This is a genomic window from Phenylobacterium sp. (assembly GCF_036563385.1).
In the GTDB taxonomy this organism is placed as follows: domain Bacteria; phylum Pseudomonadota; class Alphaproteobacteria; order Caulobacterales; family Caulobacteraceae; genus Phenylobacterium.
Genome location: NZ_DATCML010000012.1, coordinates 375858 through 387979, shown reverse-complemented (window position 1 = coordinate 387979; position 12122 = coordinate 375858). Strand labels below are relative to the sequence as shown.

The 12122-nt window shown below is 70.4% G+C and carries 10 protein-coding genes; 6 read left to right on the top strand and 4 right to left on the bottom strand.

The window, feature by feature from the left end; genetic code table 11:
* Positions 1-17: 17 nt before the first annotated feature.
* The gene (locus tag VIL67_RS13075; RefSeq protein WP_332049339.1) at positions 18-716 is read right to left on the bottom strand and encodes a DnaJ domain-containing protein; all 699 of its coding nucleotides are present in this window, start codon (positions 714-716) and stop codon (positions 18-20) included.
* Between the two features lie 79 nt (positions 717-795).
* On the opposite strand from VIL67_RS13075, the gene pdxH reads away from it, so the two are divergent.
* The 3 genes from pdxH (at position 796) to VIL67_RS13060 (ending at position 4687) form a co-directional block, all read left to right on the top strand.
* Positions 796-1461, top strand: coding sequence for a pyridoxamine 5'-phosphate oxidase (pdxH, locus tag VIL67_RS13070; protein WP_332049338.1), 666 nt, complete (start codon positions 796-798; stop codon positions 1459-1461).
* Positions 1458-2963, top strand: coding sequence for a bifunctional aminoglycoside phosphotransferase/ATP-binding protein (locus VIL67_RS13065; RefSeq protein ID WP_332049337.1), 1506 nt, complete (start codon positions 1458-1460; stop codon positions 2961-2963). Before pdxH ends, VIL67_RS13065 begins: the two co-directional genes overlap by 4 nt.
* Positions 2964-3040: 77 nt before the next feature.
* On the top strand, positions 3041-4687 hold the full coding sequence (locus tag VIL67_RS13060) for a long-chain-fatty-acid--CoA ligase (RefSeq protein ID WP_332049336.1): 1647 nt from the start codon (positions 3041-3043) through the stop codon (positions 4685-4687).
* 26 nt (positions 4688-4713) lie between these two features.
* Here the strand turns inward: VIL67_RS13060 and VIL67_RS13055 are convergent, their stop codons facing one another.
* Both VIL67_RS13055 and VIL67_RS13050 read right to left on the bottom strand, forming a co-directional pair.
* A complete protein-coding gene (locus VIL67_RS13055; protein WP_332049335.1) occupies positions 4714-5610 on the bottom strand; it encodes an MBL fold metallo-hydrolase in 897 nt (298 codons plus the stop codon).
* Entirely contained in the window at positions 5607-6014 is a 408-nt protein-coding gene (locus tag VIL67_RS13050; protein WP_332049334.1) for a protein tyrosine phosphatase family protein, read from the bottom strand. Before VIL67_RS13050 ends, VIL67_RS13055 begins: the two co-directional genes overlap by 4 nt.
* Before the next feature lie 110 nt (positions 6015-6124).
* Here VIL67_RS13050 and oppB point away from each other — a divergent pair, with 110 nt between their 5' ends.
* A complete protein-coding gene (gene oppB / locus VIL67_RS13045; protein WP_332049333.1) occupies positions 6125-7048 on the top strand; it encodes an oligopeptide ABC transporter permease OppB in 924 nt (307 codons plus the stop codon).
* Positions 7045-7953, top strand: coding sequence for an ABC transporter permease (locus VIL67_RS13040; RefSeq protein ID WP_332049332.1), 909 nt, complete (start codon positions 7045-7047; stop codon positions 7951-7953). The genes oppB and VIL67_RS13040 overlap by 4 nt, the downstream gene beginning before the upstream one ends.
* A gap of 34 nt (positions 7954-7987) precedes the next feature.
* Here VIL67_RS13040 and VIL67_RS13035 read toward each other — a convergent pair whose 3' ends face one another.
* On the bottom strand, positions 7988-8527 hold the full coding sequence (locus tag VIL67_RS13035) for a hypothetical protein (RefSeq protein WP_332049331.1): 540 nt from the start codon (positions 8525-8527) through the stop codon (positions 7988-7990).
* 266 nt (positions 8528-8793) lie between these two features.
* Between VIL67_RS13035 and VIL67_RS13030 the strand changes: the two genes are divergently transcribed.
* Positions 8794-11829, top strand: coding sequence for a TonB-dependent receptor domain-containing protein (locus VIL67_RS13030; protein ID WP_332049330.1), 3036 nt, complete (start codon positions 8794-8796; stop codon positions 11827-11829).
* Positions 11830-12122 lie beyond the last annotated feature (293 nt).

Here is a 12122-nt window from a genome sequence, read left to right as displayed (position 1 = left end):
TGAAGTGGCCGGAGGGCCTAGGCCGCCCACGCCGCCGCGAACCGCCGCAAGAGGCTGCGCGCGGCGCTGTCGGTGGAGCTCTTCTGCCGGGTCAGCCGCAGGAAGAGGTGCCCCTGGGCGTGCGACCCGCGCGCCGGCAGCCCCTGGCCCGGCAGGCGCACCAGCCCGCGTTCGGCGGCCTTGCGGGTGATCCACACGACGCGCCGGCCCAGCGGCGTCTCCAGCGCCACCCGCCCGCCGTCGGCCAGAATCCGGGGCGCGACCGACACGGTCAGCCACAGGTCGTCGCCCCGCACCAGCATGTCGCCCTCGCCGCGCACCACCACGGGCAGCTCCGTGTCGCCGGCGCGCACCGTGTCGCCGGTCCGCAGGCCGGCCGGCAGCCGGATGCGGACCACGCGGCCGTCCGCCAGGCGCTGCTCCACCGAGCCGCCGGCCAGCGCCACGAGCGGCCCGATCGAAAGCTCCGGCGGCGCGGCCTCGCGGCGGGCCGGCGGCTGCACGAACAGATCCTCGCGGCGCGGCTGGCGCTGCAGCAGGCGGTAGGCCTCGACGACGGTGCGGAACCCCTCCGCCGAGCCGCCGGGGCGGTCGGGGTGCGCGCGCTTGGCGGCCTCCCGGAACGCCCGGCGGATCTCGCCGGGACCGGCCAGCGCGCCGACTCCCAGCGCCTCGCGGGCGGCGCGCGCGGTCATGGGCTTGGGCGCTTCGGACATCGCCGCCACCACACCCGAACATGGTGAACGGCGCGTTACGCATGGCCCCGCAGCAAGCGGCCGCGCTATATGGCGGACGATGACCGACAAGAGCCTCATCCCTCCCTCGCCCAGCGAAGACGACTACGTCCGGCAGGTGACAGCCGCCGAACCGCCGGCCCTGCTCTCGGAGGAGGACCCCTTCGCGCTCTTTGCCGAGTGGATGAAGGAGGCTCTGGCGAAGGAGCCGAACGACGCCAACGCCATGGCGCTGTCCACGGTGGACGAGGATGGCATGCCCGACAGCCGCATGGTGCTGCTGAAGGACGTCGATCCGGCGGGGTTCGTCTTCTACACCAACCTGGAAAGCGCCAAGGGCCGGCAGCTGGCCGCCAATCCCCGCGCGGCCCTGCTCTTCCACTGGAAGTCGCTGCGCCGGCAGGTGCGGGTCCGCGGGACGGTCGCGCCCGTCACGCCTGAGGAGGCGGACGCCTATTTCGCCACCCGCGCCCGCCCCGCCCAGCTCGGCGCCTGGGCCTCGGAGCAGTCCCGGCCCATGGGCGAGCGGCTCGCCCTGGAGAAGCGGATCGCCGAGGCGGGCCTGCGCTTCGGCCTCGGAAAGGTGCCGCGTCCGCCGCACTGGTCCGGTTTTCGGCTCTCCCCGGTGGCGCTCGAGTTCTGGCGCGACCGCCCGTTCCGCCTGCACGAGCGGCTGGTCTTCGCCCGCGCCGGCGACGGCTGGACGACCCGCAGGCTCTATCCTTGAGCACGCCCGCCGCGCCCGGCGGCGCCGAGGCCGAGGCCGAGGTCACGGCCTGGCTCGCCGCCCGCACCCGCCCACCGATCGAGACCGCCATCTCGCGCGTCTTCCTGGGCGACGACGTGGCCTACAAGCTCAAGCGGCACGTTAGCCTGGGCTACGTGGAGTTCGGCACGCCCGAGCGCCGGCTGTGGGCGCTGGAGCGCGAGCTCAGCTTCAATCAGCGCACCTGCGACATCTACCGCCGGCTGATCCCCATCACCCGCGCCGCCGCCGGCGGGCTGGAATGGGAAGGGCCCGGCGAGGTGGTGGACTACGCGCTGGAGATGCGCCGGTTCGACGACCGGGCGGTGCTCGCCAGCGCACCCGAGGCGCTGGACGGCGACATGGCCGAGGCGCTCGGCCGCACCGTGGCGGGCTTCCACAAGTCTGCGCCCCTGAAGCCGCAGGGCGGGCTGACGGCGCTGGCCTTCACCATCGGCTCCAACGCCCAGTTGCTGCGCGAACTCGCGCCCGAGCTCGGCCGGGACCTCGTCGAAGACCTCGTCGCCCGCACCGAGGCCGAGCTGGAGCGCCAGGCCGCGCTGCTCGCGCACCGCAGCGCCGCCGGCTTCGCGCGGCAGTGCCACGGCGACCTGCACCTCGGAAACATCCTGGTGGAGCAGGGCCGGCCGGTGGTCTTCGACTGCATCGAGTTCAACGACCTCCTGTCCGATCTCGACGTGCAGTACGACCTGGCCTTCCTGCTGATGGACCTGGAGTTCCGCGGCCGCCGCGACGCCGCGGTGCGCGTCCTGTCGGCCTACCTCGACGAAGCCGCCCGCAGCTTCCCGCCGGAGCTCTGGGATGGGCTGGCCGCCCTGCCGCTGATGCTCTCGGTCCGCGCGGGCGTGCGCGCTCACGTCTCCGCCCACAGCGCCGACGTCGCCACGGCGCGCCGCTACGTGGAAGCCGGCGTCGCCCACCTCTCGCCCGCACCGCCGACGCTGGTGGCGGTCGGCGGGCTCTCAGGCTCGGGCAAGTCCACCTTCGCCCGAGCGGTCGCCCCGCACATCGGCGCCTCGCCCGGCGCGGTCGTCCTGCGCACCGACGAGATCCGCAAGCGGCTGCTCGGCGTGCCGCCGACCCACGCCCTCAGCCGCGACCACTACACCCCCAGCTCCCAGGGGCAGACCTACGACGCCATGATCCGCGACGCGCGCGCCCTGCTGGGCGCCGGGCGCGCCGTGGTGCTCGACGCCACCTTCCTGGACGCGGGCCTGCGCCGGCGTGTGGAGCAGCTGGCGCGGGACGCCGGCGTGGCGTTCGAGGGCGTCTGGCTGGACGCCCCGCCGGACGTGCTCGAGCGTCGGGTCGCCGGCCGAACGGGGGACGCATCGGACGCCGACCTTGCGGTTCTGCGTGGTCAGCTCGCCCGCCTGGGCGAGATCGCGGCCGACTGGCCGGCGGTGGATGTCTCTGGCCCGACGGAGGCGGCCGCGGCCGCCTGGCTGGCGCGGCGCGGCTGACGAGACCGTTTGCGTCCAAGCCCTTGGGGTTCTAGCGTAATCACAACTAAACAAGCGTCAGTTGGGAGGATGTGCGGATGTTGGGCCTGATGCAGGACTGGCCGCTCACGGTCGACAAGATCCTGGACCACGCCAAGGCCTGGCACGGCGAGACCGAGGTGGTCAGCCGCTCGGTGGAAGGCCCGATCGTCCGCACGACCTACGCGGCCATCCACGAGCGGGCCAAGCGGCTGTCCAACGCCCTGAAGGGCCTCGGCGTCCAGCCCGGCGACCGGGTGGCGACCCTGGCCTGGAACACCGGCCGCCACGTGGAGGCCTGGTACGGCATCATGGGCATCGGGGCGGTGTGCCACACGCTCAACCCGCGCCTGTTCGAGGACCAGCTCTGCTACATCATCAACCACGCCGAGGATAAGGTCCTCTTCACCGACCTCACCTTCGTGCCGGTGCTGCTGAAGAACCGCGAGCGCATGCCGACGGTGAAGCAGGTGGTGGTCATGACCGACCGCGAGGGCATGAAGGGCGTCGACTATCCGGGCGCCCTCTGCTTCGAGGACCTGGTGGAGCAGAACTCGCCGGACGTGGCCTGGGGCGGCTTCGACGAGAACACCGCCGCCGGCCTCTGCTACACCTCGGGAACGACGGGAAACCCGAAGGGCGTGCTCTACTCGCACCGCTCCAACTTCCTGCACACCCTGGTGACCATGGGCTCGGACGTGCTGGGGATCAGCGCGCGCGACGTGATCCTGCCCGTGGTGCCGATGTTCCACGCCAACGCCTGGGGCATCGCCTTCTCCGCGCCCGCCGTGGGCGCCAAGCTGGTCATGCCGGGCCAGAAGCTGGACGGCGCCTCGGTGCACGAGCTGATCGAGAGCGAGGGCGTCACCTTCTCCGCGGCCGTGCCCACCGTGTGGCAGATGCTGCTCACCCACCTGCGGGAAACCAAGGGCCGGCTCACCACCCTGAAGCGCGTGGTCATCGGCGGCTCGGCCGTCCCCGAGGCCATCGTCCGCGGCTTCCGCGACGAGTTCGGCGTCGACGTGACCCACGCCTGGGGCATGACCGAGACCTCGCCGCTCGGTACCCAGGCGACGCCGAACGCCCGCATCGACCGCCTGGACGCCGAAGAGCAGCTGCGCTTCAAGCTGAAGCAGGGCCGCGCGCCCCTCGGCATCGAGATGAAGCTGGTGGACGACGCCAACCAGCGGCTGCCGCACGACGGGTCCACCTTCGGCAAGCTGAAGGTGAAGGGGCCCTTCGTGGTGGGCGAGTACTTCAAGGGCGACGGCGGCGACATCCTGGACGAGGAAGGCTTCTTCGACACCGGCGACGTGGCCACGATCGACGCCGACGGCTTCATGCAGATCACCGACCGCGCCAAGGACGTGATCAAGTCCGGCGGCGAGTGGATCAGCTCGATCGAGATCGAGAACATCGCCGTCGGCCACCCGAAGGCCCTGCTCTGCGCCGTGATCGGCGCGGCGCACCCCAAGTGGGACGAGCGGCCGGTGCTGCTGGTGAAGCTCAAGGACGGGGAGACCGCCACCAAGGAGGAGTTCCTTGCTCACCTCGAGGGCAAGATCGCCAAGTGGTGGACGCCGGACGACGTGGTCTTCGTCGACGACATCCCGCTGGGCGCCACCGGCAAGATCGACAAGAAGCTGATCCGCCAGCGCATGGAAGGCTATGTCCTGCCGACCGCCAAGGAGAAGGCGACCGCCTAGGTCTCCCTCTCCCGCCGGGCAAGGCGCTAGCTCGCGAGCCGGTAGGTGCTGTCCGGCCCCGGCTCGCCGTCGCTGGCCAGCACGCCCTGCCGAACCAGGTGGATCATCGCCGCGAGCATGGAGCGCGCGGCGGCCGGGTGCAGCCGGGCGTCCACGTCGGCGTAGAGCCTGGGCACCAGGTCGCGGATTCGCGCAGGCCCCGACGCCAGGGCGCGGGTGATCTGGTCCATCCGCTCCTGCCGGTGCGCGAGGTAGGCGTCGATGAACGGCCGGACCGCGGTCACGGGGGCGCCGTGCGTCGGCCACAGGGTGGAGAACCCCCGCTCGCGGATCAGCCTGAGGCTCTCGAGATAGGCGCTCATGTCCCCGTCTGGCGGGGTGATCACCGTGGTCGACCAGCCCATGATGTGGTCGCCGCAGAACAGGGCGTTCTCTTCGGGCAGGGCGTAGCAGAGGTGGTTCGACGTGTGGCCGGGCGTGGGTATGGCCTCGAGCGTCCAGCCCGGCCCGCCGATCTGGCCGCCGCCGCAAAGGCTGACGTCTGGCGCGAAGCCCGCGTCGTGGCCGGCCTCCATCTTCACCTCGCCGTCGTCCTCGTCGGGCCCCGCCACGGCGCAGCCGTAGATCTTCGCCCCCGTCCTCTCCTGCAGCGGGCGGGCGAGGGGAGAGTGGTCCGAGTGATGGTGGGTGATGACGATGTGGGTCACCCGCTCCCCGGAGGTGGCGGCTAGGATCGCCTCCAGGTGCGCCGGGTCGTCCGGCCCCGGGTCGATCACCGCCACCTCGTCCTGGCCGACGATGTAGGTGCCGGTGCCCACGAAGGTGAACGGCCCCGGATTGTTGGCGATCACCCGTCGGATCAGCGGGCTGACGCGGTCGCAGCGGCCGTATTCGAACTGGATATCGCGGACGTAGGGGATCATCCCAGCACGCCGGAGAGGTCGTAGCCGGCCTCGCGCCCCAGCGCCTTCAACTCGTCGCGGCCGCGGGCGCCGGTGGTCGCCTCGCTGATCGCCCAGGTGACGATCGAGCGCGTGCCCGAGCGGCAGAAGGCCAGCACCGGCTTGTCCGCGTCCGCCAGCACACGCGCCGTGGTCTCCACCTGCTCGGGGGTCGGCGAGCCGCGCACGGGCAGGTGCAGGTAGGCCAGGCCCTCCGCCTGGGCCGCCGCCTCGATCTCGTGGCCGGACGGCTGGCCGGGCTCCTCGTTGTCGGGGCGGTTGTTGATGATGGTCCTGAAGCCGAGGCGCGCCGCCTCAGCCACGTCCTCGACGGTGATCTGCGGCGCCACGGAGAGATCTTCGGTGACGCGTCGGATGTCGGCCATGGCTCACGCTTCTTGGGGCTGCTGTGGGGTTCGTTGACATCATCGGGGGCCGGTGAAACTTTCGCAACGCCCGCCCTCGGAAGGCTCGTCGCGCAAGGCCCCATCACCAGATGCTCCGCTTCATTGGTCGGCGCCTGCTCGTGGCGATCCCGACCCTCTTCCTGGTGGTCACCGTCGCCTTCTTCATGATGCGGGCCGCGCCGGGCAGCCCCTTCGACAGCGACCGCAAGCTCTCGCCCGAGATCGAGGCCAACGTCCTGGCCAAGTTCGGCATGAACAAGCCGCTGCACGCGCAGTACGCCGATTACCTGGCGGGAGTCGCCCGCGGCGACCTGGGACCGTCGCTGAAATACCGTGACAAGTCGGTGCTCGACATCCTGAAGGAGAACTACAAGCCTTCCCTGAGGCTCGGCCTTTCCGCCATCCTGATCGCCGCGGTGCTGGGTGTCGGCCTGGGGGTGCTGGCGGCGCTGCGCCAGAATCGCGGCGTCGACTACGGCGTCATGACGGTGGCGATCCTTGGCGTCTGCGTCCCCACCTTCGTCACCGCCCCGCTGCTGGTGCTGCTGTTCGCCTCCACGCTTGGCTGGCTGCCGAGCGGCGGCTGGAACGACGGGGCCCTGATCAACATGGTCCTGCCGGTGGTGGTGCTGGCCCTGCCCCAGGTGGCGATCATCTCGCGCCTGACCCGTGCGGGCATGGTGGAGGTGCTGCACTCCAACTACATCCGCACCGCCCGGGCGAAGGGGCTGCCGGAAAGCCGGATCGTTTCGCGCCACGCGCTGCGCGCCGCCATCCTGCCGCTGGTCAGCTATCTTGGGCCGGCCTGCGCGGGCCTGATCACCGGCTCCCTGGTGGTGGAGAAGATCTTCAACCTGCCCGGGCTGGGGAAGTTCTTCGTGATGAGCGCCCTGCAGCGCGACTACACCGTGGTTATGGGCATGGTCATCTTCTACGCCGCCCTGATCCTGATCCTGAACCTGCTGGCGGACCTGCTCTACGCCGCCCTTGACCCGCGTGTGAGGCTGGCATGAGCTCGGTGCTGGTTCCGGGCTCCCGCAAGGGCGCCGAGACCATGGAGCGCGCCGCCGTCAGAGGCCGCAGCCTGTGGGACGATGCGCGGCGTCGGCTGCTCCGTAACCGCGCAGCCGTGGCCGGCATGGCGGTCCTGGGCCTGCTGGTGCTCGCCGCCCTCGTCGGGCCCTACCTCACGGCGTGGCCCTACGACCAGGTGAACAAAGACGACGTCTGGCTGCCGCCCCTGCAGGGCGGCCACCTGCTGGGCACGGACGCGCTCGGACGGGACCTGCTAGCCCGGCTGCTGATCGGGCTGCGGGTCTCCCTAGCCATCGGGCTGGTGGCCACCGCCGTCTCCCTGCTCATCGGGGTGGCCTGGGGCGCGGTGGCGGGCTTCGTGGGCGGCCGGCTGGACGAGACCATGATGCGGGTCGTCGACGTGCTCTACTCGCTGCCCTTCATCTTCTTCGTGATCCTGCTGATGGTCACGTTCGGCTCGAACATCATCCTGATCTTCGTGGCCATCGGGGCCGTGGAGTGGCTGACCATGAGCCGCATCGTGCGCGGCCAGACCCTGACCCTGAAGCACAAGGAGTTCGTGGAGGCGGCCCGCGCCGCCGGCCTCTCCCAGGGCGCAATCATCGCCCGCCACATCGTGCCCAACCTGCTGGGGCCGGTGGTGGTCTATGTGACGCTGACCATCCCCGCGGTGATCCTGGCCGAGAGCTTCCTGTCGTTCTTAGGGCTCGGCGTGCAGCCGCCGATGGCCTCGCTCGGCACCCTGATCGCCAACGGCGCGCAGGACATGGAGCTCGCGCCCTGGCTGCTGGTCTTCCCGTCCGTGGTGATGGTCGTCACCCTGATGAGCTTCAACTTCATCGGCGACGGCCTGCGCGACGCCATCGACCCCAAGGACCGGTAGAAACCAGCCGCTCCCGCGAGCGGGAGAGGGGCCGCTACTCCTGCCGCTTGGCGCGGAACGCCCGCTGGTTCTTCACGCTCATCAGGTAGCTGCCCAGCGACGCCCGCTTGATCCGCACCGGATCGCCCGGCTTGGGAGAGAACGGCACTTCGTTGGCGTCGATCTGCGCCCAGACGGCCCCGCCCTCCAGCTCCACCACCCACTTGCCGGCATTGTTCATCCGAGCCGCCACGACCTTGCCGGTCATGGTCTCCACGTCCTCGGCCTTCTCGCCACGCTCGAAGAGATTGAGGGAAGGCATGCTGAAGCCGAAGGCCTGGCGGCGGACTTCGCGGGCCTGCTCCCGATCAACCACCACCACATCGCCCTTGGCCTCGGCCGTCTCCAGCGCCTCGGCGGCGGCGTCGTAGCAGGCCAGGCGCTGGCCGCTGTCGGCCACCTTGCGGCAGTCGCTCAGCTTCTGGAGCGCGGTCGCCCGCTGAGCCTTGGTCTGGGCGGCGGCCGGCCCCGCGCCCGCGGCGAACGCCAGGAGAACGGCGGCGGCCATGGCGGTCCGCGTCGCGAGATTGGTCATGGCCTGCGCCCCTGTCTGCTCGAAGCCGCGCATTCAACCCGCGCCGGCCCCTGGCCGCAACCTCGCCTCGCATAGCGGGGGCCGCCGAACGCCGCTGCATGAGGCAAGGCGCCGCACGGGTGGCGAGGGCCGAAAGTGTGACGTCCATGTGACATACGCTGTTACGGCAGGCCGGGCGGGTGCTCCAGGATTTGACGCGAAGTCCGCCAGTTCTCCTTCGTCGCGCCGAACCTGATCCCAGGTCCGTTCAAGCGTAGGCGTACAAGATGAAAGTTCGGAGGCAGTATCTGCTGGCCTCGTCGATGTTGATCGGCGTTATGTCAGCTGCCGCAGCGGCTCCCGTTGCTGCCCAGGAAGTCGGTGTCGAGGAAATCGTCGTTACGGGATCGCGGATCGCCCGCCCGAATCTTGACGCGCCGACGCCCGTTTCCGTGATCGACACGCGCACCATCGAAGCCACCGGCGCGGTGAACACCGGCGACATCATCCGTCAGCTGCCGGCCGCGGGCGTGTCGTCCATCACGCCGACCAACTCGGGCTTCCAGACCGCCGCCAACGGCATCACCACCGTCGACCTGCGCAACCTCGGCGAGGACCGCACCCTGGTGCTGGTCAACGGCCGCCGCTTCGTCGCGGGCCTCGTCGGCACCCAGGTGGTGGACTTCAACACCATCCCGACCGAGCTGGTGGACCGCATCGACGTGGTCACCGGCGGCGCGTCGGCGACCTACGGCTCGGACGCGCTCGCGGGCGTGGTGAACATCATCACCAAGCGCAACATCGACGGCCTGATCGTCAGCGGCCAGTACGGCCTCTCCGAGCGCGGCGACGACGAGCGCATCAAGCTGTCGATCACCGGCGGCAAGGAATTCCACGACGGCAAGGGCTCGTTCCTGGCGTCGCTGGGCTACCAGGAGATCGGCTCGATCTGGGCCAAGGACCGGGCGGACCAGGGCCTCGCCTCCGACGCGGTGGACGACTACGACGGCGATCCGGCCAACTACCACCTGATCCACAGCCAGACGGCCGGCCTGTTCTCGTCCTACACCCCGGGCGGCGTGTTCGAGATCCCCCGCGGCGCGGGCGGCTCCAACCTGCTGCGCGTGGTGACCCCCACCGGCCTCGTCCCCTACTCGGGCGCGACCCACGGCTACAACCGCCAGGCCGCGCGCCTGCTGCAGGTGCCGCTGGAGCAGGCCAACTTCGCCGGCTACCTGAACTACGAGTTCAACCCCTCGGCCAAGTTCTTCGCCGAGCTGAACTATGTGAAGTCCAAGCTCACCTCGCAGATCGAGCCCACCCCGCTGGCGTCCGACCAGGTCTACGGCGACTTCGCCTCCTGCGCCGACGGGATCTGCGCCAACGGCATTCCGATCACCTCGGCGATCGTGCCGGAATCGGTGCGCGCCGCCGCTCGCGCCGCGGCGCCGGGCGTCTCCGACCAGAATCTGGTGGTCGGCTTCCGCCGCCGCCTGAACGAGGTCGGCTTCCGCGGCAACGACATCGACCGCGACACCTTCCGGGTGGTCACCGGCTTCACCGGCGACATCGGCGCGGGCCACTCCTACGAGCTCAGCATCAACTATGGCCGCACCGAGGACTCCCAGCAGTCGTCGGGCGACGTGGACGCGGCCCGGTTCCGCCAGGCGCTCGACGCCGTGGTGCTGAACGGCCAGATCGTCTGCCGCGACCCGGCCGCCCGCGCCGCCGGCTGCGTGCCCCTGAACCCGTTCGGGGAGGGCGCCATCTCGGCCCAGGCCGCTGACTACGTGCGCGTGCCCACCTCGCGCGACGCCTTCGTCGAGCAGCTGGTGGTGTCGGGCTTCCTTCGCGGCGAGCTGTTCGAGCTGCCGGCCGGCCCTGTCGGCTATGCGGCGGGCGCCGAGTACCGTCGCGAACGGTCGCATGACGTCCCCGACCTACTGACCCAGCTCGGCCAGACCTCGGGCAACGCCACGCCCGCCACCCGCGGCAAGTTCGACGTGGCCGAGGCCTACGGCGAGCTGCGCGTGCCGCTGCTGGCCGACCTGCCGTTCGTCCAGGCGCTCGACCTGAACCTGGCGGCCCGCTACTCGAACTACTCGACCGTCGGCGACACCTACTCCTACGCCGCCTCGCTCGAGTATCAGCCGGTCTCCTGGCTGAAGTTCCGGTCGCAGTACGCCAAGGCCACCCGCGCGCCGAACATCTCCGAGCTCTTCTCGCCGGCGTCGCAGGACTTCCCGGGCGTGAACGACCCCTGCGCCGGCGTCACCCGCACGGCCGGCGGCCAGGCGGCGTTCTTCAACACGCGCACCAACATCTCCGACCCCGGCGCGGTGCTGGCCAGCGGCGTGAACGCCTCGACCGTCGGCGGCGCGGTGGCCACGGCCTGCCTCGCCGACCCGGCGGTGGCGGCGCGCGTGGCGCGGGACGGCGGCTTCGCCCTGACCCAGACGGAGCAGCAGGGGGTCACCGGCTTCGACGGCGGCAACCCGAACCTGGATCCCGAGGAGAGCGATAGCTTCACCGTGGGCGTGCTGCTCAACCCCAGGGGGATGGGCCTGCTCGACAACTTCTCCCTGTCGGTCGACTACTACGTCATCAAGATCAAGGACCGGATCACCACGATCAGCGAGGACCGCCTGCTGACCGGCTGCTACGGCCCGATCGGCTTCAACGCCTCGAACCCGTTCTGCTCGGCCCTCGGCCGCTTCGGCTCGGGCCCGCAGGTGGGCGCCCTCGACTTCGTGAATCAGGTCTACGACAACTTCGCCGAGACCGACACGCGGGGCTGGGACGTCCAGGCCAGCTACCGTCAGAACCTCGACGAGCTCGGTTTCCTCGATCGCCTCTACGGCGGCGAAAAGGGCGTGCTCACGGCCAGTGTCGCGTACGGCAACCTCGAGAAGCTCACCACCACCCCCTACGAGGGCGCCGACCCTGCCGACCTGATCCGCGACGCCGGCACAGTGGGCTCGCCGACCAACGAGTGGACGCTGGGGCTGATCTACCAGCGCGGCCCGGTCCAGCTCGCCTGGACGGCGCAGTACATCGGCGACGTGGTCATCACCAAGGACGTGAACGACTTCTATTACAACGTCCCGCTGGAGGCGAAGACCTTCCACAACGCCCAGGTCCGCTGGGACGTGACCAAGACGGCCAACGTTTACTTCGGCGTCGACAACATCTTCGACGAATACCAGTTCGTCGGCGGGACCTCGGGCCTGGTGCCCGGCCAGACGACCGGCTGGACCACCTATCCCGACGTCTACGACGCCGTCGGCCGTCGCTACTACGCGGGCGTGCGCGTCCGATTCTAAGCGAGGCGCGGGGCGGCGGCTGCCGCCGCCCCGCGATCTGCGCAAGGGTCGTGCGGCCCGTTCCCGCTCATCCGGTTTTCAGAGGTCGAAAAATGCCCGCTTTGGGGCAGCTGCGACAATCTGTGACCAGAATGCGACAGGTCGGCGCCGACCTCTTCTTAGCTCCGTAATGTTCGTTGACCCCCGGTTGGATACGCTCGTAACTCCGCCGTAACCGGACGCGACTTCGTTTCCGGGACCGAACCTTGTTGGGGAGCGGGTCTGCTACTGGCGGACCGCTGGAGGATGTAGAC